The sequence below is a fragment of the Rufibacter sp. LB8 genome (assembly GCF_014876185.1).
Taxonomy (GTDB): domain Bacteria; phylum Bacteroidota; class Bacteroidia; order Cytophagales; family Hymenobacteraceae; genus Nibribacter.
Genome location: NZ_JADALJ010000001.1, coordinates 518,812 through 541,118 on the forward strand (window position 1 = coordinate 518,812; position 22,307 = coordinate 541,118).

Genomic DNA, 22,307 nt, shown 5'->3' on the forward strand with positions numbered 1-22,307 from the left:
TTAGTTGAAAAGTTTAACGATGGTGGTCAAATTTGATTTTATGGTAAAGTCCTTTACGTCGGTGAATTTGCTGCTGCTGGCGGTCTTCATTCTGAACACCAAACGGTAGCGGCCCGGCTGCAAAGGTAAACTTATTTTGCTACTGCCCTCGGGCAAGGTGTGGAGCCAACGCTGGCTGCCGTCTGCTTCTAACAGGTACAAAGAACCGTAGCCCTGAAGGTCCTGGGTCACGTTTAAAATGCCCGGCGGCGCGAAGGTAATAGTAGTGGCCTGACCTTGCTTAATGGTCACGGTTTGCCTGATGCGCGGCATGGTGAGCAACTCTACCTCATAGGTGCCCGCCAGATATTTTACCTGGCTTGGGAACCGCTGCTGCTGCAACAAATGTGGGCTGCCTTTCTCCTTTACTAAAGCCATCATGGACCCATAAGACGTAGGCGCGTCTTGCCGAAGGTACAGCGAGCCCTGCGGTGCTTTTACTTTAATGGTGTTGTGCTGCCCCGGTTTGAGGTTCAGGTTTTTGAGTTCCACGGCCGGGGTGGTGTGCACCACCAAATCATAACTCAGCAGCGCGTCTATGTCCAACATGTCGGGTTTGCCGGCTTTGTCAAGGTAATGCACAAAGTTGTATTCAGGCGCACCGGTCACATTGTTCAGGAAAGTCATGTTCACGTTGGTCTCCACAGACTTCCCGGCGTCATCCGTTAACTCCACCGAAACGGTGGTTTTCTTCAGCGCGATTTTAATCACATTGTCCATCACCTGCTGAAAGGTCTTGACATCTGACGCGTTGTAATATTGCCCCATGCACCCGAACTGTTGGGCGTAACCGGGGTCATCGCCTAAACCAATAATGAACGGTTTCAGGAAAACGCGTTTCTTCTGAAGTGCCAAAGAAGTAGCGCAGGGGTCGCCGCCGCAGCTTTCCACGCCGTCTGTGATGATGATGATGACGTTCCGGCTGTTGGGGTCATCTGGGAAATCATTGCCCGACTGTTCCAGCGAGTAGGTGAGGGGCGTATTGCCTTTGGGCGTAATCTGCTGCAGCTTTTTTCTGATGTTGGCCGCGTTTTTGGCCGCAAAAGGAACTTCCAGCTTGGTGTCTTTGCAATTCTTCTGCGCCACGGTAGATTGGTGGCCGTACACACGCAAGCCTACTTCCAGGTTCTGGTACGTGTTTAGCGAATCTGCCATGCGCGCCAGCATGTTCTTGGCCACTTGCCAGCGGTCGCTTTCTTCCCACTTGGCAAACATGCTGCCCGAGGCATCTAGCAAGAACAACAACCGGGTTTTCTTGGGGGCAGTGGGTTTGTTTTGGGCTTGGGTAGACACGGCTGCGCCTGCCAGAAGCAGGAACACCAAAAGCCACCGAACCGCCACACGCGCCAGAGTCATACTTGAAAGGAAAAAGAGAAGGCAGCCGTTGTGTGACCGCCTTCCTTACAAATTAATAATCGTTGAGGGTTTCTTTCAGCTGAAGCAAAGCTTCCTGCAACTGCGCGTCATTCGGTGCCACGCCGTGCCATTTGTGCGAGCCCATCATGAAGTCCACACCGTAGCCCATTTGGGTGTTCATCAAAATACAGATAGGCTGGCCTTGACCGGTCAAAGCTTTTGCTTCATCTAAAACCGGAAGTAATTGGGCAAAATCGTTTCCGTTTTCGCAGTGCAGCACTTTCCACCCGAAGGCTTCAAACTTAGCGCGCAGGTTGCCTAGGCTCATCACGGCATCTACGGGGCCGTCTATCTGCTGGCCGTTGTAATCTACGGTCCAGATGAAGTTGTCTACTTTGTGGTGGGCGGCGTACATGGCGGCTTCCCACACCTGGCCTTCCTCCAACTCGCCGTCGCCGGTGAGCACGTAGACCAGTTTATCATCGTTGTTCAACTTTTTCACCTGCGCTGCACCAATGGCTACCGACGGACCCTGACCCAAAGAACCAGAAGCGATTCTAATGCCCGGCAAGTTTTCCTCCGTGGCAGGGTGACCTTGTAACCGTGAATTCAACTTTCTAAACGTGGCCAGTTCTTTCACCTCAAAATAACCCGCGCGCGCCAACACACTGTACCAAACTGGCGAAATGTGGCCGTTGGAAAGGAAAAACAAGTCTTCGCCAATGCCGTCCATGTTGAATTTGGGGTTGTGGGTCATCTGCTTGAAGTACAGAGACACCAGAAATTCAGCGCAGCCCAGTGAGCCGCCGGGATGACCGGAGTTCACGGCGTGTACCATGCGCACAATGTCTCTCCGGACCTGGTGCGCCACATCCAGCAATTGCTCAGCGTTGTAGTTGAAAGGGTTCATTCTATCTTTTTGAAGTGTTGACGATTAGATTGGTAAACAGGCGAAGACCAGAATTCCTGGTTTTGGCTCCGTTTGACAAAAGTAGTCCGAAAACGGGATTTGCCTAGTCTTTTGGTCTGAACTTTCCGGCTTTATTTGAGAAGCTGCGCCGTGTGGTTTTTGGTGTCTACTTTGGTGATGATGTCCTCAATCACGCCTTGTTCATCGATGATAAAGGTGTAGCGCATGGTGCCCATGTATTTGCGGCCGTACATGCTTTTCTCCTGCCACACGCCGTATTTCTCCACAATCTCGTGCTCCGTGTCGGCCAGCAGCGGGAAGGGTAGGTTGAACTTCTCTATGAACTTCTTGTGTGATTTCTCACTGTCTACGCTCACACCCAATACCACGTAGCCCTGCGCCAGAAGCCGTTCATGGTTGTCGCGTAGGTCGCAAGCTTGGGCGGTGCAGCCGGGTGTGTCATCTTTGGGGTAGAAGTACAGCACCACTTTCTTGCCTCGGTAATTGCTCAGTTTTACCAAGTTACCGTCTTGGTCCTTCACCTCAAAATCTGGGGCGGTTTGTCCTATTTCCATTTGGTTTTGTTGATGATTGATAGTGATTAGTGGGAAAGAATTTCCGTTTTTGGGCTCGTTTCTGGAAATGAAGCAGAAAACGAAAGTTTCTAATTTGCCCTAAGAGTGGGACACTCCTCTAAATCTAATTTTGGGTTCTTACTTTTAGGACATCCGTAAGTTATTACTGCTCTTTGTCTGCCATTGTCGTCTTGCTCCATTCCAATTCTTATCGCGAGGCCACAAGCTTTAGAGTTATCCCAATACTCACTACTTCCATAACCGTCTCCTGTTTCAGTATCCACGTCATTCTCAGAAGCTAAAAAGAACATAGGGCCAAGAATAGCTTTGCCAGACTCAGAATGTATTTTTGAACCGTTTTTCTTTAGTTCAAAACTATACATTATATCTGTCAGGTTTACTCGTGTGATAGTTAAGCGAAAATCTTGATCGTCCTTCCTCCCTCTAAAAATTGTTGCTTGTTTTAATGGGAGATCTTCAGGAAAGTAAATGGAATCACTTCCAATTTGAATGAAATTGTCAATAAGTTTATAAGGCTCATTGTAATCAGCAAGTTCTTTAAGGAAAACTTGGTTGTAATTAGAGCTATCAGAGATAAAATGATTCAGACCAGGCCTTTCATTAGTTGCTTCTGCAGGTTGATCTTTAACATCAGATTTATGGGTTTCATTCTCAGGTGATGCTTTGTTGCAACTGAAAAGGCAGAATGTTAGACTCAAAACCAGAATTGCCTTTTTCATATTTGATGCCCTTAAGCCCAACTAAAAACTAAATCTTAGTGGTAAACACCCCTTCATTCCCCATGTAATCCTTCACTTTCAACACCACATTCCCGCTCAACGGAACCGTTTTATCCAACCGCTCAGAAGTTAAGGTTGAGGATTTGTGTTCCCATTTCAGGAGCAGCCATTGGCCATTCACCTCACAAGACCAAGACGCGATGCCCGACAAATTATCGGCAATCTTGAAGCTGATTTCTGATGGAGATTTCTTCACCAAGCGCATAGTGGGCGCCACGGTGTCACTCAAGACTTTGAATTTGCCTAAATCCCGTACGTTAAAGGTAATGGCATCGCCGTTCCAGGTGCCGCCCAGAAAACCGCGCGATTTTCCCCAACCCAGATTGTAGACCGCCGCTTTAGTTTTGTCTGCCGGAAGCTGCCTAGGCCTGATGGTGACTTTAGCGCCTTGGTACAGTGTGGTCAACGGATTGTTGATGCTGAACACATCCTGGGCGTCATGGCTGGTCTGTAAATACAGCGTGTCATACAAAGATTTTTCCGCGAAGGTGATGTCCATAAAACGGTTGGAGTACAAGAACTCGGTGCCCGGCGGAACCACGTGGTTAAAGGGGAAACGCGTTTTGGTATAGCCCACCTCTGCTGAATCTGGTACCCCGCCAATCATGTTGTACAGGTACACAGAACCGGCCGCCGTGGTATAAGATGGAATCACGGCGTACTTGAAATTCCCGATGTACAAATCCAGGTTACGGGGAGCTGTAGCCGTGTCGGCCACCGTGATTTTCAAGATGCTCTCCATCACTTCATGGCTGATTTTTGGAGCCGTGATTTTAGTGGTGGCCAAAGCCTGGTAAGCCGTGCCGGTGCCGCGCAGCACAAATTTTAATTGCGTCACGTTTCTGTAAGAATCCTGCAAATCTACGGTCACGTCATAGAATTTGCCTTCTTCAACTCTGAATCTTCCGCGGTTATTGTCAATTTCATAAATAGGAAGCGTATTACCATCAGCTACATACAACCGCTGGAAAGCTCGGTTGTTCAACTTTAAGACCGGGTAATTGATGTGCGCCGATACTTGCCTCGATTTTTCAAAAGGCACATTGTCTATGTTATGTCTATAAACGGTCTCGCCGTTAATTTTGAGTTCCATGGCCTGCACGCCGTTGGAGTTATTTGCTCCGGAATATTGGTCAATGGCCTGCACTTCCAGACCCAGCAAACCGGCGGCCGTGAGCGTGTCTTTGTAGGTGTAATTTGTGCCCACTTTAGTAGGTGTGAATTCCTTGCGCGAGAATTCACCTTGTACCCGTCCGTCAATGCCCATGGGGTTCAGCGCGAAATTGTACACGGTAGGCGGAACCTGGTCTACAATTTCAGAGAAGCCGTAGCGCAAGGGGTTAAGCAGATTATTGTTAGAATCTCTTACCTCAAAGTGCAGATGGGGTCCGCCAGATCCGCCCGTGTTACCGGAGAAGGCCATCACGTCGCCTTTCTTCACCGGGAACTGGTCTGGTTCAGGGTTCACTTCTATGTCAAAGGACTTTTTCTGGTACTGCTGCTGCAACATATACTGCGCTAGGGTTGGGGCAAACGCGCTCAAGTGGGCGTACGTGGTTACCAAACCGCCGGGGTGCGTCACAAATATCTGCCAGCCGTAGCCGTAGCTTGAAATCCTGACTTTTGAAATATAGCCATCAGCGGCCGCGTACACGGGCAAGCCAATCCGCATGTCAGTTTTGATGTCAATGCCGCCGTGGAAGTGGTTGGGCCTGATTTCGCCCATGCTCCCCGATAGGAAATTTTGCACGCCCGGTTTTATAGGAAACAAAAACGGGTTAGCCGTGAAAGGTGGGGCCGTTTGGGCCGAAGCATTAAAGCAAAGGCCCAGGGTAAGCGCAATCAAGAGGAAACGGAATCTATTTAACTTCAAAATTCAACAGGGTTTTATCTTCAACAAACGCCTCAAGTCTATCACCTATTTTAACGGGCCCTACACCGGCGGGCGTGCCGGTGAAAATAAGGTCGCCTTTTTTAAGGGTGATAAACCGCGACATATACGCGAGAATGGCCGCAAAGTCATGAATCATCATACCGGAGTTGCCCTGCTGCTTTAATTCCCCGTTCACCTTCAGCCCGAAGTTGATGTTGTCAAAGGCCGTAAAATCTGTCACCGGCAGGAAATCTGAGATAGGAGCGGAGCCGTTGAAACCTTTTGCCAGGGTCCAGGGCAAGCCTTTGGTTTTGGCTTTGGTCTGCAGGTCCCGCGCCGTAAAGTCTATGCCCACGCCAATGCCATCAAAATAACTGGCCGCAAACTTAGGCTGAATGCTCTTGCCTTCCTTGCTGATGCGCATGACCAGTTCTACTTCATAATGAATGTCGGTGCTGTAGTCTGGGAAGTAAAAGGGTTCATTGTTGCGCAACACGGCGGTGTCTGGCTTAAAGAAAATGACCGGTTCATCGGGTACCTCGTTCTGGAGTTCGGCAATGTGCTCGGCGTAGTTTCTTCCTATGGCTAGTATTTTCATGGCGCGGCTTTTTGTTTCCAAAGATAAGGCATTTTGAATAGACCGCCTGTTTTTACCCAGAAGTTACTGGGGGCTTGGTATTAGAAAGAGGAGTAAGCTTTTCCGTTTTTGGCTTCATTTCCAGAAATGAAGCCAAAAACGGGAATGTTAAGTCTTTGGTTAACTTGGTGCCCATCGAAATATTTGATTGAAGCGTTCCAGCCCGCCTTTGATTTCTCGGAAAGACATTGTTTACTGTTTAGGAAAGCCTGCCTGGCTTGCCTGCAAGTTCCTTTCAGGATGAAAAATAAACGAAGTGCATCTGGAATTGCCAAAGCAGGAAAGTGCATGATTGTAAAAGGCTGAACCATATTCATTTATATCTATAATAGAAACACCAGCTCAATCTGAAAAGCTTTGTTGCTTTGGATACTTTAAAATTTGGCATGGAATTGTATATAGGAAAAAATAGATTTGTGCGCCGGTAGGGTTTGGCCAACACTTTGCGCGGGTTCTTCCGTATAGGGGAAAACTTGAAGCAAGCGCTTTCAGCCAATACCGCACCGGTATTTGTTCCATTAAACCAACAAGAAAAATGACGACCTTAAGAAATGCCCTTCTTTCCTTTGTTTTGCTCGTGACGCTGGGCTGCTCCACGGTGCCCATCACCGGCCGCCGCCAGGTGTCGCTGGTAAGTGACGCTGAGGTGACCCAAATGTCCATTCAGGCCTACAGTGACCTTATGAAGCAGAGCAAACTGTCTAGCAACGCGCAGCAGACCAACATGGTGAAAAACGTGGGCCGTAAGATTCAGGCTGCCGTGGAAAGTTTCATGCGCCAGCAAGGAGCCTCGGCGCAGCTGGAAGGCTATCAATGGGAGTTTAACCTGATTGAAGACGCCAGCCAGCAAAACGCCTTCGCCATGGCCGGCGGCAAAACCGCAGTGTACACCGGTCTTCTCCCTGTTACCCAAAACGAAGCCGGCCTGGCCGTAGTCATGGGTCACGAAATTGCCCACGTCATCGCCAAACACTCCAACGAACGCATTAGCCAGCAAATGGCGGCAGAAGGCATTGGCGCCACTTTGGGCGGATTAGGCGGCGGGGCCTCGGCCCAGATTCTGAACACTGCTTATGGCATTGGCGCAGGTGTGGGCATGATGAAATTCGGGCGTACCCAAGAATCAGAAGCTGACCGTTTAGGGTTGATCTTCATGGCTATGGCCGGTTACAACCCAGAGACTGCTATCACCTTCTGGCAGCGCATGGCCGCCAGCAGCGGCGGACAATCTGCCCCAGAAATCCTGAGCACACACCCCAGCAACGAAACCCGCATCGCCGACATCCAGAAACACATGCCCGAAGCTAAGAAATACTACACCGGCCGTTAATCTGTTATGAAGACGAAATGGTTGATTTTCAGCGCGGTGCTTATGGCCTTGCTTTTGAAGGCAGATAAAGCGAAGTAGCTGGTTGGTATCAAGTAATGGGTATCATTTAGCAAGACTATTGTAAAACAGAGAAGCCTCTTTCAAATGAAAGAGGCTTCTCTGTTTTCGGGCTCATTTCTGGAAATGAAGCCAAAAACGGGAATCAAAAAATATTTACAACGCCGTCTGTCGCAGTGCCCCACGCAGTTTAATGCGGGTCAGAACTTTCTTGGTATAAAGTGGGAAGTCACCTTTCATCATCCAGTCATAATAGCTGGGCTCGCGGCGCAAAACTTCTACCACAGACACATTCTTGTGCTTGCCAAAATTGAAGACTTCCTCCCCGTTGGCGTTGTAGACTATGCGGCCACAGAGGTCCACGGTTTTCTGGAACGTGAATTTGTGCAGGGCCTGCATGTCATTCTTCACCGGGAAATCTGCGGTGTTTTCAGCCCCAGGCAGAGGCACTCCTTCATACACCGCTACCTGGCTTTTTAGGATTTCATAGGTGGCAATGGTGTCGGCTTCGGCGGAGTGCGCGTTCTCCAAGGTTTTGTCGCAGTAGAATTTGTAGGCCGCCGAGAGCGTGCGCTGCTCCATCTGGTGGAAGATGCGGCACACATCTACAATGGCACGGTTCTCAATGTCCCAGTCAATGTCGGCGCGCAGGAATTCCTCGGCCAGTAACGGAATGTCGAATTTAATCAGGTTGAAACCACCCAAATCGCAGCCTTTCAGGAAATCATCCAGCGAGCGGGCCAGTTGCGCGAAGGTGGGGCAATCGGCCACGTCATCGTCATAGATTTTGTGGATCATACTGCTCTCAATGGGAATGGGCACGGTGGGATTGATGCGGCGGGTCTTGAGAATCTCTTCGCCAGAGGGCATTACTTTCAACATGCTGATTTCCACAATGCGATCTTTGCAGATGTCCACGCCGGTGGTTTCCAGGTCAAAAAAGACGATAGGCTTGCGTAAATGTAGTTTCATAGGCGTTCTTTTATTGACCTGGTTGATGTCTTTAGTTGAATTTCCGTCTCCTTCAAAGTTGGACGAAATGCGTGACTTTTTAGGAAGCTGTTATTTTTTCTGCCAATTCCTGCAGGTTCAGTTGCCCGAAGGTTCCGGAGGTCATCATCAGCAGGTTTTTGTCTTTCCAGTCCTGGCTCAGCAAAAATTCCTGCAAGGCCTGGTTGTCAGTGTAAACCTGAATGGAATCATCCCCAAAAGCGGCTTTCAGGTCTGCTGGGTCCAGTGGGGGCATGCGCTTGTGCTCCAGCGTTTTGGGGTTGAAGTACACAATCTTCACGTCTGGCGCTAAAAACGTGTCTTTGTACTGTGGAAGAAAATCTTTGTTAAGGCTGCTAAACGTGTGCAGTTCCAGGCAGGCAATTAACTTGCGCTGGGGATATTGCTTTTTAAAGGCCTCAGAAGTGGCTTTGAGTTTAGAAGGCGCGTGCGCGAAGTCTTTGTAGACCAGCGTGTGCTCGTTTTCGCCGATTTTCTCTAATCTGCGGGCCGCACCTTTAAAACTGGCCAGGGCTTCATAGAACGCCTGACCTTTGATGCCTATCTGCTTGCAGACTTCCTTGGCCGCCGAGATGTTGCGCAAATTATGCTCCCCGAAGACCTGAATCTCCACATCGTCTTTCTTGGTTTTGAGCACGGTTTTGCCGCTTTTCTTGATTTTATGCTCGTGAATGGTGTAGCCGATGTAGTTCACGTCGCCGTTGTTGGGCACGCAGATTTCCTGCACTTGCTCATCATCCTGGTTATAAATCAAGGTGCCTGCCTTGGGTGTCATGTCCACGAAGATTCTAAACTGCTCGCGGTAATTTTCCTCGGTGGGGAAAACGTTGATGTGGTCCCAGCTGATGCCGCTGATTACGCCAATGTGGTGGTAGTATTTGTGGATCTTGGGTACACGCTGAATAGGAGAGGAGAGGTATTCATCGCCTTCAATAATGATGATAGGCGCTTCCTCAGTGAGTTTCACCATTAAGTCAAACCCTTCCAGTTGCGCGCCCACGGCGAAGTCAAACAGGCGGTTGTGGTACTGAAGCACGTGCAGAATGATGGAGGTGATGGACGTTTTGCCGTGGCTGCCCGCAATCACTATCCGCTGCTTATGCTTACTCTGCTCGTAGATAAACTCGGGGAAAGAGAAAATGGGAATGTTGTGCTCCTGGGAGTAAAGCAGCTCGGGGTTGTCTGGGCGGGCATGCATGCCCACAATCACCGCGTCTGGTTTTGAATGGAGTTTTTCTGGGAACCAACCCTCAGCTTCGGGCAGCAGGCCGTCTTTGGCCAGACGGCCTTTGGCCGGTTCAAAAATCTCATCGTCTGAACCAGTGACCTTAAGGCCTTTCCGGTGCAGGGCCAAGGCCAGGTTGTGCATGATGCTGCCACCAATGGCAATCATGTGAATGTGTTGATACGCCGCTGTACTCATGTATTGTTTTTCAAAGAGAGCAAATGTAGCAAAATTTAAAACACGCTGGACGTTAACGGACTTCGCCTATTTGTGGATAAATGCCCACTTATTTGTGGATTACTTGCAAGGTCGGCGTTCTGGAAATGGAATGGACCCGCTTAAAAGCTTTTCGTTTTCGGGCTCATTTCTGGAAATGGGGCCGAAAACGGAAAGACTAACTACTGCAGTTTGGGTTCTCACCGTGATTTAAAATAATAACCTACTTTAAATCCGGGCCAAAAACCTGCCCGAGCTGTCATGGCGGTAGCGCCTTCATAGCCTGTTTTATAGCCAATCTCGGCGCTTAGAGCAATACCCTTTGGCAAGGTGTATTGAACACCCAGCGGGAAAAAGAAACCGTTCCATTCGGCAGCTAAAAAGCTTTTATATGGAATAAGGGAATAGAGCACGCCTACATACGGTTGTAAACGCTCTTCAGAAAAGGAGTACGATTTTTTCAGGAAATGGTACCGCGCCCCACCGTAATAGCCAAGCCCGGCGCCTAGTTCCAGGTTAAGCTGTGGTTCAATAAAATAATTGACGTTCACTGAGCCATAAAATCCGGCACTTCCCAGGGTTATTCCCAACCCTAGCCGCCTGTTGCTGGCTTCAGAGAAAGAATTGTCTGCCGCATCATTGCCAGGTTGGTTTTGTGCCAGGGCGTTTACTGCCAATAAAGTAAATACCCAGGAAAAGATTACGTTTCTCATGCATCTTTCAGGTCTTATTTAAAAGAATATGCTATTCAAGTAGGGATTTACAGAGAAGATAGTTTTCTTAGGTATACATTCGCTGATGGTGGAGGTTGCTATGTAAATGTAAGGTTTCGGCAATCATTCTGGTGTAGTGCTAACTATTTAGTTGAGATGAAGAATTTTAGGAACCTCTGGTTATTATCGGCTTTTAGTGGTTTGTGGTTTTTGGCCAGCTGTAGCGGCAGTTTCAGCAATGAAGACAAGGCCCGCAATCTGATACAGGAATGGAACGCCAAAAACCTGGACGAGGCCAGCTACGCCTCCAACAGTTTTAAAGGCTTCACCAAGTATGACTACAAGAACACACCCGCCTACCGCGTCACGCACAAATTCAATTACGGCAACAAAGGCCGTGTTCGGGAATATTATTATTTTGTGGACACTACCTTTACCCAAGTGTTAGGCCGCAAACGCACTGATTGGGATACGGAGAATGAACCGGTGAAGGAGGAAGGGCAGGAGTAGAGGGCATATGCGATTCTTTTTTTTAATTCTACTGACTGTATTATCTATTAGTTGTAATCAAAAAGTTTACTTAGAAAAGTCTGATTTACAGTGGAATCCCTATAAAACAGGAGATGTATTGATATTTAAATCATCTGAAAATGAGTTAGATACGTTGCATATCGTTAATGTTTCTAGGAAAAATTTTGCTAGTTCGCTTAGAATGGAAAAGTATACGAATGAACATATCCAAGTTCTAGGAAAATACAGAAGGCCAAAGGTCGGGGACTTTATACATAGGGAAATTTTGGATATTAAATCTGGAAGTTCAGATGAATGGAGTGAAATTGATTTCAGCTTCAGTTCGTATAATGCTACATACTACGGGAAAAGTGAATTGATATATGAATTGAAAACTTTGAAAGAGAAGACCTTTATAACTCCTTTTTCTGTGTTTGATGATGTTATTCAATTAACAGGTAAAATTGGTCCAGAAATGTTAGACGGTCACTTTAGTCAATTGAGTTACCAACACAGAGCAATTAAGAAACTTTACTGGAGCAAATCTACCGGTTATGTTGGATTTGAAATGTGGGAAGGGGAAACTTGGTTACTCTACGATAAATATAGAGTAGAAAGGTTTTAGCATAATAGGAATTCTCTTCCCAAACCTTCAACCCACATTCACCTGAAAATTGTGGAAAGGTTGGCGCTTGTTGTGGATTACCTCTGGGGCTTGTGTTCTTACATTTGCTAACATGGAGGACATGAAACTGAAAGCAGCGCGGGGCAAGGCCACCTGGAACCCAAAACAGACGGCGCAACCGCAAGGATTAGGCAAACTTCCGCCGCAGGCGCTGGAGTTGGAAGAGGCGGTGTTGGGGGCGCTCATGCTGGAGAAAGACGCCTTAACGGCAGTGATTGACCTTCTCAAACCCCAAAGTTTTTACAAAGACGCGCACCAACGCATTTTCAAGGCCATTCTGGCCTTGTTTGATAAATCTGAACCAATTGATATTCTTACGGTTACGCAGGAACTGCGCGAGCAGGGCGAACTGGAATTTGTGGGCGGCGCTTATTACGTAACCCAGCTCACTACGCGCGTCAACTCGGCGGCCAACATTGAGTTTCACGCCCGTATCATCACCGAAGCCGCCATCAAGCGCGATTTAATCAGCATTTCGTCTGAGGTTTTGGGGCGCGCCTATGAAGACACCACCGACGTGTTTGAACTCCTGGACAGCACCGAGGCCAAGTTGTTTGAGGTGAGCGAAAGCAACATCCGGAAGAACTTTGACGACATGCAGTCTTTGATGCACAAGGCCATCAAGGAACTGGAAGCCAAGAAAAGCCAGAAAGAAGGCCTTACCGGCGTACCAAGTGGCTTCACGGCATTGGATAGAGTAACCTCGGGCTGGCAACAGTCTGACTTAATTATTCTGGCGGCGCGCCCCGCAATGGGTAAGACGGCCTTCGTAGTTTCTGCTATGCGGAACGCGGCGGTGGATTTCGGGAAGGGCGTGGCCATTTTCTCCTTGGAGATGTCGTCTATTCAGTTGGTGAATCGATTGATTTCGGCGGAGGCCGAGCTGGACTCTGAGAAAATCAAGAAAGGTAACCTGGCAGATTACGAGTGGACCCAACTAAACCATAAAATCACAAGGCTAAGCCAGGCACCCATCTTTATTGATGATACGCCTGGCCTGAGTATCAGGGAATTGCGGACCAAATGCCGGCGTTTGAAGGCCCAGCATGACATCCAGATGATCATCATTGACTACTTGCAGTTGATGAGCGGCAACACAGACGGCAAAGGTGGCGGAAACCGGGAGCAGGAAATTGCGTCCATCTCGCGGGCTCTCAAGCAGTTAGCCAAAGAGTTGAGCGTGCCGGTGATTGCGCTCTCGCAGTTAAGCCGGGCCGTGGAAACCCGCGGTGGCGACAAGAAACCCATGCTCTCAGATTTACGTGAATCTGGCTCTATTGAGCAGGATGCTGACATGGTTATCTTCCTGTACCGTCCGGAATATTATGGCATCACCGAAGACGAAATGGGCAACCCCACCCAGGGCGTGGGCGAAGTGATCATTGCCAAGCATAGAAACGGTGAAGTGGGCAGCGTGGCGCTTAAATTCATTGGCAAGTACACCAAGTTCGGGAATTTGGAGGATGGTTTTGGCGGCGGCAGTCCGTTTGACGGCGGCAGCGGTTTCCCCACCTCAGACTTTGACGGGCCATCTACCGGCGGAAGCCCCAACTCTATCAGAATGGGCAGTAAGATGAACGAAGGCGGCAGCGGCTTACCGCCCTCCATGGGCTTTGATGACGCTCCGCCGTTTTAATATTTCAGACGAACAAATGACCAAAGACCGCTTCCTGCTAAAGGAGCGGTCTTTCTGTTTTCGGCCTTATTTCTGGAAATGAAGCCGAAAACGGGTAGAAAAAATTTGCGTGGGTAAAAAGCTCTACGGTTAATTTTTATCTTGCTGGTGAATGTAGTTGTTTACTAGCCTGCGCCTATGAAAAACCCAGAGAACCATAGAATCTACACCACTTCGGTGGCGAGCGTGTACCCGCATTACGTAGCCAAAGCCGAGAAAAAAGGGCGTACTAAAGCCGAAGTGGACTCCATTATTAGTTGGCTGACCGGCTACACTACCCCTGAAATACAGGAGCATTTAGACGCCAAAACAGATTTTGAGACGTTCTTCCGCAAGGCGCCTGAGCTCAACCCCAATGTCACCAAAATCACGGGTGTGATTTGCAGCTACCGAGTGGAGGAGATGGAAGACGGCCTGATGAAAAAAATCAGGTACCTAGACAAACTGGTAGATGAACTGTCGAAGGGAAAGGCATTGGAGAAAATCCTGCGGAAGTAAGGACCAGCCCCTTCTTTCAATTCTTCTTTAATAACGGTATTTTGCGCCCAGAAAAAGACCAAAACCCATGGAAGTAAAAGACAGCAACGGCGCCTTGTTAGCCGACGGCGATTCAGTAAGCGTGATCAAAGATTTAAAAGTAAAAGGCTCCTCGTCGGTGATAAAACGCGGCACGGTGGTGCGCAAAATCAGGCTCACCGATGATGCTGAGGAGATTGAAGGCAAAGTAGAGAAATCTATGATGGTGCTCAAAACCTGCTTCGTGAAGAAAGTGTAATCTGCGTTTTAAGTAAAATAAAATAAGCCTTGCTCGCTTAGAGTGGGGCTTTTTTGTGCCTTTCACTTAAGTTAAAACAGGTATTTGTTAGGTTGGCAGAAAGCAGCAGGGCGTTTGTTTGATTTAACAGGAAAATCATGCGCAGCGGAATACAAATTTCCTTACTTTAGAAGCCTAAACGAGAGATGCATGAAAACACTTGTATTCGCCATATTTCTGAGCCTTAGCGGTTTGGCCGCAGCGGCGCAAGGAACCACCACCACCGCTAAACCCACAGAAAGCACGCCAGCGAAGGTAGTGGAAGCGTCTTGCGGCCAATGCAACTTCGGGCTGAAGGAGCCGGGCTGCGAATTGGCCGTACGCATAGACGGCAAAGCCTACTTTGTAGACGGCTCAGACATTGACCAGCACGGCGATTCCCATGCCAAAGACGGTTTCTGCAACGCCATCCGGAAAGCCACCGTGCAAGGCTCCGTGGTAGATAATCGGTTTAAAGCCACCTCGTTCCAGCTGTTGCCTGAAGAGCCCAAAAAGAAGAACTGAAGGGTTTGAGCTTTTGGACTTCTTCAAAGGAATTGCTGACGTTTTCGGCTTCATTTCCAGAAATGAGCCCGAAAACGCATTTCTCCCTTTTTCTTCCGCAGAGAATAGATAACTTACTATATAGGTTCTTGCGTACAAGCTGGCAAATACTCTTTCTGCTTTTTAGGTTGTTTTCCGGCTTGTCCCATTTGATAATGCAAAGACTGAGGGCAATGAAAAGGGAAGGAGTTGGTTTATATGTATGATGCTTTCCCTATTTAGAAATTTCCCTTTGTTGTTGGTGCGGTCTGTTCTCAGGTTTTTTCTGGTTTTTACCTTATTGCTTTTGACTTTTCTTAAGCCAGCGGCGGCGCAGGGCAACCTTGAGACGGAGAAACGGCTGTATTTCTTCCAGATCTGGGGCTTTCTAAAATATTACCATCCGGCATCGGCCACGGGGCAGCTCAACGCAGATTCTTTGTTTCTGGCCCAGTTGCCGCTGGTAGATTCTGCCCAGACGCAAAAGCAGGTGAACGCTGTTTTTAAAGACCTGCTCAATCAAATAGGCGTGCCCAACACAGAGAAAGTGGCCCCGCAGAAAGACCAACCCAAAGGTGCTTTCCTGCTCAAAAACGTAGACGACCACTGGCGCATCAAGGCCAAATTCCTCACCTCAGAAAACCGGAAACTGCTGGATCAGATCTTTGAGCGGCGCTTCACCGGTGAACAGCACCAATACACCTATGTCCGGAACAATCCGTACGGCGGCACCATGCCGAATGAACCTCCCTACGCCACGCCCGCCAATGAGAACCTGCCCTATGAACTCAGAATGTTGGCGCTGGCCAAGTTCAAGGCGTTTGTAGATTACCTGTACCCGTACCGGCATCTCATGGATGAAAACTGGGATGCCGTGGCGGCGCAGGCCATCCCGCTGTTCGCGCAATGTGACACCCGGCAGGAATATGAACGCCTTTTGCTGGGCCTCAACGCGCGCCTGCAAGACACGCAGGCGTATTCCTTTTTCCGGCAGCTGCAGCACAAGGATAAACTGTTCAAAAACGCGTATTTCCCACCGTTTGATTACCAGATCGCAGACCGTAAAATCATTGTCACTAACCTTATTGACGAAGCCCTGTGCCGGCGTTCCAACATTCGCCGCGGCGACGTGATAGACATGCTGGACAGCGTGGCCGTGCAGACCTGGGTAGAGGCGCTGGAGCAAGTGCTGTCGGTGAGCAACAAGCAGGCGCTCTGGGCGCGGGTAGGCGAGTGGGGCGATAACCTGCTGTTTCGGTCTGAGGATGCGGTAATGGCGGTCACGCTCACGCGCGGTGAGGAGAAAATCAACACCACCCTGCGCCTCATGAATCCCACTGAGCCTGCCAAGGCCAAACTGGTGGACACGTACTTCAAGAAAAAACAAGCCGCGCCTACCAAAAAGCCCACCGGCGTGGTGTATGCGGCCAAAGACATCGCGTATTTCAAGATTGATGATACCTTCAGGATGATTAAGGACCAGACCTCAGAGGAAGATTTTCGGCTCATGGACTCCGTGTTCAGCAAGGCCGTGAAAGGGAAAGGCATCATCTTTGACATGCGAGGCGAGCCCGACCACAGCGATTTTGTGTTTCTGTACGTGTTCAAGAAATTCGGGAAGGAAAACCATTACTTCGCGCGCTATTACCAGTTGAACCCGTTCCAGTTGGGCACCTACCGTTGGCTCAGTTTGCCGGAAGTTTATTACCCCAAAGAAGTTACCCCTGAAGATTTCATTTACACCGGCAAGGTGGTTATTCTGGTAGACGGCCGTACGCAAAGCATAGGCGAATGGCACACCATGAGCCTGCAGCGCCTGTTCCCGGGCAGCATCACCGTGGGCCTGCAAACCGCCGGCGCCGACGGTGACGTGAAACGACTGGTGCTGCCGGGCAATTACACGGTGAGCCTTTCGGGCAATGCGGTGTTTTACCCCAATAATTCGGTGACCCAGCGCGTGGGCGTCCGGGTAGATGAAGAAGTGGTGCCTACTGTAAAAGGCGTGCTCAGCAAGAAAGACGAGCAATTGGCCAAAGCCCTGGAACTGATCAACGGCCCCGCCAAAAAAGAGTAATTTGACATTTTATCGCTGTGTTCTTTCTTGAGATTTCGTTTCAACCCCAGCACACGTTCCGTTTTCGGGCTCGTTTTCAGAAATGAGCCCGAAAACGGAAATCCTGGCGGCCCTTGAAAACATCAAGCCAGAAATGAGAGTTTAATAACTAACACATCACCCAATTTTTACCATGGAAAACGACGAGAAAAAATACAATGATCTCACTCCCGAGGAGGAATATGTGATCTTACGCAAAGGCACCGAGCGCCCCTTCACCGGCAAGCTGTACACGGTGAAGGAGCCGGGCACCTACATCTGCCGCCAATGCAACGCGCCGCTTTACCGGTCAGAGGACAAATTTGACGCGCACTGCGGCTGGCCCAGCTTTGATGACGAAATTCCGGGGGCGGTAACCCAGGTACCAGACGCCGACGGCAGCCGGACCGAGATCATCTGCACCAATTGTGGCGGTCATTTAGGGCACGTCTTCAAAGGCGAACGCTTCACGGCTAAGAACACCCGCCACTGCGTGAATTCCATCTCCATGTCTTTTGTGCCGGCAGAGAACGAATCCTAAAACGCGGTAACCTGTTGTTTGAGAACCGAACCATTGATTGGGAAAATCAGCCCATAGAAACCGGGGTTTATGTATGCAGTCAATGCAGAAATCCTTTGTTTTCGGCAGGTCAGAAATTTGACTCTAAAACCGGTTTTCCTAGCTTTTGGGTACCTCTGCCAGACCGTGTTCGGGAACAAACGCTGGAAACTTATAACCGGCACAGAATTCAAGTGCTCTGCCAAACCTGCGGTCAGCATCTAGGTCATTTGTTTGAAGATAACCGTACGCCCAGCCTAGTAAGGTACTGCATCAACGCTGACTCCATTCGGTTTCAACCTTAATAATCATAACCGGTTGCCATTCCTGTTTTGGGGCTCATTTCCAGAAATGAGCCCCAAAACAGGAATTTTTTTATACAAGTGGATTTTCTTGCGTGAGGTAATGCGCCAACAGCATTTGCTGCACCGGGGAGGAGAGGCCCAAGCTTCCTATTTCCTCCATCACCAAACCCTTATCCCCGAAGCCGCTCAAATAACCATTTACCCTGGCCACGACCGTTGATTTGTTGAACTTCTCAAAGTCTGGATAAATACGCTGCAGTTCCTGTAATACCGCGGTGGCCCGGCGTAGTTTCCATTTCTGGTGGCGCTCCTCGGCTAGGTAGAACCCTTGTAAAGGAAGGACTTCCGTAAGGATAGGCTGATCAAATTTTTCTTCGGCAGCTTTTATGGCTTGCTTGATTTGCGTCTGTTGAGCTGCTGCATGGTAGAAAAGGGCAGACGCATACTGGCGTTTTCTGGGTTCTTTGGTGGGCGTGTGGTGTTGAAAGAAGATGTTTAGCAGTTTTGAGAAAGATATAATTTCTGGGTTGAAGTCAAGTTGCACCGTTTCTATATGGTCACCCATATTCCGGTAAGTAGGATCTGATGATTGTCCCCCGGCATACCCCACGCGCGTCCTGATGACCCCTTCCGTGGCCCCGAAAATGGCTTCGGGTGTCCAGAAGTAGCCCATAGAAAAGGTGGCCGTTTCCTGTTGTGAATGCTTTACTAGGTCAATAGTGGGAAGGTTCTCAAGTGTCAGGTCCATGGGTTCTTGTATGGGTTTCGCGCTCACAAATAGTGGATGGTTTCATTGAATTATAAGTTGCCCGTCAATAGAAGAAACTGGAAGAAAGTACTGGTATTCTATTTTTGGCTTCGTTTTCTGAAATACGCACAAAAACGGCGGGTGCTGCTCAGCTTATAGGTAACCGCCCAGTCTTTGGTCAGGACATTTTACAAAAGCTTTTACACAAAAAAAATCGGGCCTCTTCTTACAGAAACCCGATTTTATCTTACCTCAAATTTTACTTCATGGTCTGCGGCTGTGGTTTGTTCTTTACGTATTTCTCCAGCCATTGGTCCATTTCCCAGAGCATGTGCATCACACTTTCTTTGGCACCGTAGCCGTGGCTCTCAGAAGGCAACACCACGTAGCGGGTGGTGGCGCCGTGGCCTTTGAGGGCATTGTAGAAACGCTCACTCTGGATGGGGAACGTACCGGAATTGTTGTCGGCCTCGCCGTGGATCAAGAGAATAGGCGTCTTGATTTTATTGGCATAGTTGAACGGCGACATTTTGTTGTACACCTCCGGCGCTTGCCAGAAGGTGCGCTCCTCGGCCTGAAACCCAAACGGCGTTAGCGTACGGTTATATGCGCCACTACGGGCAATACCGGCGACAAACAGGTTGGAGTGTGCCAGCAAATTAGCAGTCATGAAGGCTCCGTAAGAGTGGCCGCCTACCGCCACGCGGTTGGGGTCCCCAATGCCCAGATTGGCTACTTCATTGATGGCGGCTTGCGCGCTGGCTACCAATTGTTCTACATAGGTGTCGTTCGGTTCGGCGGTGCCTTCGCCCACAATAGGGAAGTCTGTGCGATCCATCACGGCATAGCCACGGGTTACCCAGAACAGCGGCGAACCGTAATTGATGCGCGTGAATTCGTACGGCGAGGTTTTCACCTGACCAGCGGTGGCCGCATCTTTGAACTCCCTTGGGTAAGCCCACATCAATACTGGCAAACGGCCTTGCTCTTTTTTGTACCCTTTGGGTGTGTACAAAGTGGCGGTGAGCGTGACGCCGTCATTGCGTTTGTAGGTGAGGTATTGCTTCTGAATGCCCTGCAAATCCGGGGCCGGGTGCGGGAATTTGGTAATGGCCGTGAGTTTCTTGGAACCTACCTGGCGCAGGTAGTAGTTAGGCGGATCATTCTCAGACTCGCGGCGGGTGATGAACGTTCCTTTGTCTGGGTTGGTCACGTCCACGGGGCGTTCATAATACGGAGCCTCAGAGCGCCATAGAATGTCAGTTTTCTTGGTGGCCAGGTTGAATTTGCTCAGGAACGGACGGTTACCCTGCGGGGAGCCGCCTTCACTGATCATAAACAGGTTCTGTCCAGATTTGTCGGTCATGAGCACGTTGCGGCCGTACTGGTTTTTGGTCATCACCGGTGAGCCCGGGTCTGTGTAAAGGTCTTCATAGGAGCGTTCCACCAACACCACCGGTTCAGCGCCGGGCTTGCTGGGTTTCACCAGCAAACGGCGTTCCTGGCGGTTGCGCCACCAGCGTTCCATCACCAGCGCCATGTCGTTCTGGCCCCAGGTCATGCCGCTGTAGCGTAGTTTGGTGCCTACCAAAGCCACCGGTTTCTGGGTGAAGGGTGCGGCTTGCAAATACACGATGTCTCTGATAGGCACTTCTTTTTTATCATCGCCGCCGTCCTGCGCTTCTACCCAATAAAGGGAAGCCGGTTGGTCGGGACGCCAGGAAACGCTGCGCGGACCGGTGGCCACGGCGTTGAAGCCTACGGGAATGTTTTCGCCCAACGGAATATCTGCAATTTCTTTCACCAGTTTTCCTTGGCGATCCCAAACCTGCACGGTATAGGGGAACAGGCTGGCCGGCACTAAGTAGGAATACGGTTTCTTAGTGGAATTCACCAACAGATACTGCCCGTCTGGCGATAAATTGAAAGACCGAATCACACCTTTGCCGCCCACTGGGGTTTGCGTGCCGTCTAGAGTCACGTGCACCAATTGGCTGGTGAGGTAGTAGTCAAACAAAGCTTCGTCCTGACGGTTTTTGAGCAAATCTTGGTACGTGCGCGAAGGGGCGGTGCGGCCCAGGTTTTCCTGAATCACCGGACCCACCGGCACCATGTTGGTATCTGGGGCTTTCCCGCGGTTGGTGTCTACAAGTTTCACCAGGAGGCTTTTGCTGTCAGGCGCCCAGTTGAAGGCGTTGCCGTAGGCGTCATTCACGGTGGCGTTGGTGAGTTTGCGGGCCGTGCGGTTCTCCACGCCCAAGACCCAGAGTTCAATGCCGTTGTTGGCTGTGTTTAGAAAGGCCACCTGCTTTTCATTTGGTGACCAGGTCACGTCTGTGATGCGCGCGTTGGCCGGCAAGCCCTGCACGGTGAATTCCTGACCGCCGGTTACTTTCTTGAATGTAAGGCTGTTGAAAGAGGAACCTCGGCTGGTGCCGTTCACCGCTGGGTTAATTCTCAAACCACCTAATCGGGCCTCGGGCGCAGCTACTTCGTCAATAGACGGGTAGCCGGGGCGCTCCATCACCAGCATCCAGTCGCCTTTGGAGTCAAAAACCGCAGTAGGCGTGGCGGGGGCTTCAATCAGTTTAGCAATAGATTCTGCAGGGCGTTGGTAGGGCACGTTGAGGTCTTTGGGGGCCTGGGCCGCCGCCGGGCCTGCCAACGAAAGCGCCATCAGCCAGAGGGCCAGCCGTGACCGGGGAGAAATAATAGTGGTTGCCATGTTTGTATAGGTTGGTATAGGTTGTTCTCTGCTAAAGTACACAATTATCTCATGCAACTCCACACGCCTAAAGCCTGTTTTCTGAAAACCACCTGGCTAACGGGCTGGCCCTTAATAAAATCAGGGGCAGGGTTGTAAGCATTTGACTTATTGGGTATTATATGTTCTAAAGGTAGATGCTGCTTTATATTCAAGCGAATTTGAATTACAGGCTTCCGTAACGGTCAGGCAGAATATTCCTCAGACAACTTATCAACGTTTCCGTTTTCGGGCTCATTTTCAGAAAGGAGCCCGAAAACGGAATGCCCAACTGGCCGTAGATGCAAGGCAAATGCGCAGAAGTTAATTCCGCTGGCAAGAAATTGGTCTTATCCTTGCTTAGGCTTTCGGGAGTTCACCCATTTCCTTAATTTTACATCCATGAAAAAGTTTCTTTACCTTCCTTTGGTACTCGCCTTCACGCTGGTAGCCGCCAGTTGCTCTAGTTCCAAAAACACCAGCAGTTCGCGTACGCCAAGCTCAACCAGAACTTCCAGAAGCGGCATTCCGTCAGAGACGTACCCGGCGGGCATTCCTTTGCCAGGTTCTTCCACCACGCGCACTGAGGGCATGCCGCCGGGCCAGGCCAAGAAAGTGTACGGCCAGCAGTCGGCCAAGGAATTTGCCCCGGGTCAGCAAAAGAAAGCCAATGGCAAGCAAAAAGGAAAGAAAGGGAAGAAAGGCAAAAAAGGAAAATCCTGATAAGAGCTCGTTTAGATTTTGATTCTGCAAGCGAAAACAGGTAGCAAAAGGTTCTGGCGAAGCGTTTTTTGAGCAGCATAGCCGCGCTATGGTGTGACGCTACCGCAATCCAGGTTCATATGATGGCTGTTTGCAGCACAAAAGACAAATTTAACCATGCTCTAAACTGCTTAGAAAGCACCTGGCCCG

23 protein-coding genes are annotated in these 22,307 nt (G+C 49.6%); 11 read left to right on the forward strand and 12 right to left on the reverse strand.

Annotation, left to right across the window (positions count from 1 at the left end):
* The 7 genes from IMY23_RS02125 to IMY23_RS02155 all read right to left on the reverse strand — a co-directional run bounded on the left by IMY23_RS02125 (nt 1) and on the right by IMY23_RS02155 (nt 6,480).
* Entirely contained in the window at nt 1–1,395 is a 1,395-nt protein-coding gene (locus tag IMY23_RS02125) for a VWA domain-containing protein (protein ID WP_192820514.1), read from the reverse strand.
* Nucleotides 1,396–1,447: 52 nt separating this feature from the next.
* Nucleotides 1,448–2,305: a transketolase gene (locus IMY23_RS02130; RefSeq protein ID WP_192820515.1), complete on the reverse strand. Its 858-nt coding sequence runs from the start codon at nt 2,303–2,305 to the stop codon at nt 1,448–1,450.
* 131 nt (nt 2,306–2,436) lie between these two features.
* Nucleotides 2,437–2,880 (reverse strand): thioredoxin-dependent thiol peroxidase, encoded by a 444-nt coding sequence (bcp, locus tag IMY23_RS02135; protein WP_192820516.1) that lies wholly within the window; start codon nt 2,878–2,880, stop codon nt 2,437–2,439.
* An 89-nt stretch (nt 2,881–2,969) separates the two neighbouring features.
* Nucleotides 2,970–3,620 (reverse strand): hypothetical protein, encoded by a 651-nt coding sequence (locus IMY23_RS02140; protein ID WP_192820517.1) that lies wholly within the window; start codon nt 3,618–3,620, stop codon nt 2,970–2,972.
* 28 nt (nt 3,621–3,648) lie between these two features.
* Entirely contained in the window at nt 3,649–5,430 is a 1,782-nt protein-coding gene (locus IMY23_RS02145; protein ID WP_370589785.1) for a M23 family metallopeptidase, read from the reverse strand.
* Nucleotides 5,431–5,539: 109 nt separating this feature from the next.
* On the reverse strand, nt 5,540–6,151 hold the full coding sequence (locus tag IMY23_RS02150) for a fumarylacetoacetate hydrolase family protein (protein WP_192820518.1): 612 nt from the start codon (nt 6,149–6,151) through the stop codon (nt 5,540–5,542).
* Between the two features lie 80 nt (nt 6,152–6,231).
* Nucleotides 6,232–6,480, reverse strand: coding sequence for a hypothetical protein (locus tag IMY23_RS02155; protein WP_192820519.1), 249 nt, complete (start codon nt 6,478–6,480; stop codon nt 6,232–6,234).
* Nucleotides 6,481–6,725: 245 nt separating this feature from the next.
* On the opposite strand from IMY23_RS02155, the gene IMY23_RS02160 reads away from it, so the two are divergent.
* Nucleotides 6,726–7,520: a M48 family metallopeptidase gene (locus IMY23_RS02160; protein ID WP_192820520.1), complete on the forward strand. Its 795-nt coding sequence runs from the start codon at nt 6,726–6,728 to the stop codon at nt 7,518–7,520.
* Between the two features lie 213 nt (nt 7,521–7,733).
* Here IMY23_RS02160 and IMY23_RS02165 read toward each other — a convergent pair whose 3' ends face one another.
* From IMY23_RS02165 to IMY23_RS02175, 3 genes are all read right to left on the reverse strand, one after another.
* Nucleotides 7,734–8,549: a 3'-5' exonuclease gene (locus tag IMY23_RS02165; RefSeq protein WP_192820521.1), complete on the reverse strand. Its 816-nt coding sequence runs from the start codon at nt 8,547–8,549 to the stop codon at nt 7,734–7,736.
* A gap of 79 nt (nt 8,550–8,628) precedes the next feature.
* Nucleotides 8,629–10,011, reverse strand: coding sequence for a UDP-N-acetylmuramate--L-alanine ligase (gene murC, locus IMY23_RS02170; protein ID WP_192820522.1), 1,383 nt, complete (start codon nt 10,009–10,011; stop codon nt 8,629–8,631).
* 218 nt (nt 10,012–10,229) lie between these two features.
* The gene (locus IMY23_RS02175; protein ID WP_192820523.1) at nt 10,230–10,742 is read right to left on the reverse strand and encodes a hypothetical protein; all 513 of its coding nucleotides are present in this window, start codon (nt 10,740–10,742) and stop codon (nt 10,230–10,232) included.
* A gap of 156 nt (nt 10,743–10,898) precedes the next feature.
* Here IMY23_RS02175 and IMY23_RS02180 point away from each other — a divergent pair, with 156 nt between their 5' ends.
* The 9 genes from IMY23_RS02180 (at nt 10,899) to IMY23_RS02220 (ending at nt 17,904) form a co-directional block, all read left to right on the forward strand.
* Nucleotides 10,899–11,252, forward strand: a complete 354-nt coding sequence (locus IMY23_RS02180) for a hypothetical protein (RefSeq protein ID WP_192820524.1) — start codon at nt 10,899–10,901, stop codon at nt 11,250–11,252.
* A 7-nt stretch (nt 11,253–11,259) separates the two neighbouring features.
* Nucleotides 11,260–11,877: a hypothetical protein gene (locus IMY23_RS02185; protein ID WP_192820525.1), complete on the forward strand. Its 618-nt coding sequence runs from the start codon at nt 11,260–11,262 to the stop codon at nt 11,875–11,877.
* Nucleotides 11,878–11,998: 121 nt separating this feature from the next.
* Complete coding sequence (gene dnaB / locus IMY23_RS02190) at nt 11,999–13,573, forward strand: replicative DNA helicase (protein ID WP_370589788.1); 1,575 nt, start codon at nt 11,999–12,001, stop codon at nt 13,571–13,573.
* Nucleotides 13,574–13,750: 177 nt separating this feature from the next.
* Complete coding sequence (locus tag IMY23_RS02195; protein ID WP_192820527.1) at nt 13,751–14,110, forward strand: DUF2200 domain-containing protein; 360 nt, start codon at nt 13,751–13,753, stop codon at nt 14,108–14,110.
* Nucleotides 14,111–14,177: 67 nt separating this feature from the next.
* Complete coding sequence (locus tag IMY23_RS02200; protein ID WP_192820528.1) at nt 14,178–14,387, forward strand: alkylphosphonate utilization protein; 210 nt, start codon at nt 14,178–14,180, stop codon at nt 14,385–14,387.
* Between the two features lie 189 nt (nt 14,388–14,576).
* The gene (locus IMY23_RS02205; RefSeq protein ID WP_192820529.1) at nt 14,577–14,930 is read left to right on the forward strand and encodes a DUF6370 family protein; all 354 of its coding nucleotides are present in this window, start codon (nt 14,577–14,579) and stop codon (nt 14,928–14,930) included.
* A gap of 325 nt (nt 14,931–15,255) precedes the next feature.
* The gene (locus tag IMY23_RS02210; protein ID WP_192820530.1) at nt 15,256–17,022 is read left to right on the forward strand and encodes a S41 family peptidase; all 1,767 of its coding nucleotides are present in this window, start codon (nt 15,256–15,258) and stop codon (nt 17,020–17,022) included.
* 172 nt (nt 17,023–17,194) lie between these two features.
* The gene (locus IMY23_RS02215) at nt 17,195–17,581 is read left to right on the forward strand and encodes a methionine-R-sulfoxide reductase (RefSeq protein WP_192820531.1); all 387 of its coding nucleotides are present in this window, start codon (nt 17,195–17,197) and stop codon (nt 17,579–17,581) included.
* 14 nt (nt 17,582–17,595) lie between these two features.
* The gene (locus IMY23_RS02220; RefSeq protein ID WP_225986383.1) at nt 17,596–17,904 is read left to right on the forward strand and encodes a peptide-methionine (R)-S-oxide reductase; all 309 of its coding nucleotides are present in this window, start codon (nt 17,596–17,598) and stop codon (nt 17,902–17,904) included.
* A gap of 70 nt (nt 17,905–17,974) precedes the next feature.
* Here IMY23_RS02220 and msrA read toward each other — a convergent pair whose 3' ends face one another.
* Both msrA and IMY23_RS02230 read right to left on the reverse strand, forming a co-directional pair.
* Nucleotides 17,975–18,652: a peptide-methionine (S)-S-oxide reductase MsrA gene (gene msrA, locus IMY23_RS02225; protein ID WP_192820532.1), complete on the reverse strand. Its 678-nt coding sequence runs from the start codon at nt 18,650–18,652 to the stop codon at nt 17,975–17,977.
* 259 nt (nt 18,653–18,911) lie between these two features.
* Nucleotides 18,912–21,377: a S9 family peptidase gene (locus tag IMY23_RS02230; protein WP_192820533.1), complete on the reverse strand. Its 2,466-nt coding sequence runs from the start codon at nt 21,375–21,377 to the stop codon at nt 18,912–18,914.
* 420 nt (nt 21,378–21,797) lie between these two features.
* Between IMY23_RS02230 and IMY23_RS02235 the strand changes: the two genes are divergently transcribed.
* Entirely contained in the window at nt 21,798–22,118 is a 321-nt protein-coding gene (locus IMY23_RS02235; protein WP_192823840.1) for a hypothetical protein, read from the forward strand.
* The last annotated feature ends 189 nt before the right edge of the window (nt 22,119–22,307 follow it).

Bases quoted from the DNA above. Each gene is read 5' to 3' on its own strand.
- IMY23_RS02125 (WP_192820514.1), bottom strand. From the start codon at position 1,395: ATGACTCTGGCGCGTGTGGCGGTTCGGTGGCTTTTGGTGTTCCTGCTT.
- IMY23_RS02130 (WP_192820515.1), bottom strand. From the start codon at position 2,305: ATGAACCCTTTCAACTACAACGCTGAGCAATTGCTGGATGTGGCGCAC.
- bcp (WP_192820516.1), bottom strand. From the start codon at position 2,880: ATGGAAATAGGACAAACCGCCCCAGATTTTGAGGTGAAGGACCAAGAC.
- IMY23_RS02140 (WP_192820517.1), bottom strand. From the start codon at position 3,620: ATGAAAAAGGCAATTCTGGTTTTGAGTCTAACATTCTGCCTTTTCAGT.
- IMY23_RS02150 (WP_192820518.1), bottom strand. From the start codon at position 6,151: ATGAAAATACTAGCCATAGGAAGAAACTACGCCGAGCACATTGCCGAA.
- IMY23_RS02155 (WP_192820519.1), bottom strand. From the start codon at position 6,480: ATGCACTTTCCTGCTTTGGCAATTCCAGATGCACTTCGTTTATTTTTC.
- IMY23_RS02160 (WP_192820520.1), top strand. From the start codon at position 6,726: ATGACGACCTTAAGAAATGCCCTTCTTTCCTTTGTTTTGCTCGTGACG.
- IMY23_RS02165 (WP_192820521.1), bottom strand. From the start codon at position 8,549: ATGAAACTACATTTACGCAAGCCTATCGTCTTTTTTGACCTGGAAACC.
- murC (WP_192820522.1), bottom strand. From the start codon at position 10,011: ATGAGTACAGCGGCGTATCAACACATTCACATGATTGCCATTGGTGGC.
- IMY23_RS02175 (WP_192820523.1), bottom strand. From the start codon at position 10,742: ATGAGAAACGTAATCTTTTCCTGGGTATTTACTTTATTGGCAGTAAAC.
- IMY23_RS02180 (WP_192820524.1), top strand. From the start codon at position 10,899: ATGAAGAATTTTAGGAACCTCTGGTTATTATCGGCTTTTAGTGGTTTG.
- IMY23_RS02185 (WP_192820525.1), top strand. From the start codon at position 11,260: ATGCGATTCTTTTTTTTAATTCTACTGACTGTATTATCTATTAGTTGT.
- dnaB (WP_370589788.1), top strand. From the start codon at position 11,999: ATGAAACTGAAAGCAGCGCGGGGCAAGGCCACCTGGAACCCAAAACAG.
- IMY23_RS02195 (WP_192820527.1), top strand. From the start codon at position 13,751: ATGAAAAACCCAGAGAACCATAGAATCTACACCACTTCGGTGGCGAGC.
- IMY23_RS02200 (WP_192820528.1), top strand. From the start codon at position 14,178: ATGGAAGTAAAAGACAGCAACGGCGCCTTGTTAGCCGACGGCGATTCA.
- IMY23_RS02205 (WP_192820529.1), top strand. From the start codon at position 14,577: ATGAAAACACTTGTATTCGCCATATTTCTGAGCCTTAGCGGTTTGGCC.
- IMY23_RS02215 (WP_192820531.1), top strand. From the start codon at position 17,195: ATGGAAAACGACGAGAAAAAATACAATGATCTCACTCCCGAGGAGGAA.
- msrA (WP_192820532.1), bottom strand. From the start codon at position 18,652: ATGGACCTGACACTTGAGAACCTTCCCACTATTGACCTAGTAAAGCAT.
- IMY23_RS02230 (WP_192820533.1), bottom strand. From the start codon at position 21,377: ATGGCAACCACTATTATTTCTCCCCGGTCACGGCTGGCCCTCTGGCTG.
- IMY23_RS02235 (WP_192823840.1), top strand. From the start codon at position 21,798: ATGAAAAAGTTTCTTTACCTTCCTTTGGTACTCGCCTTCACGCTGGTA.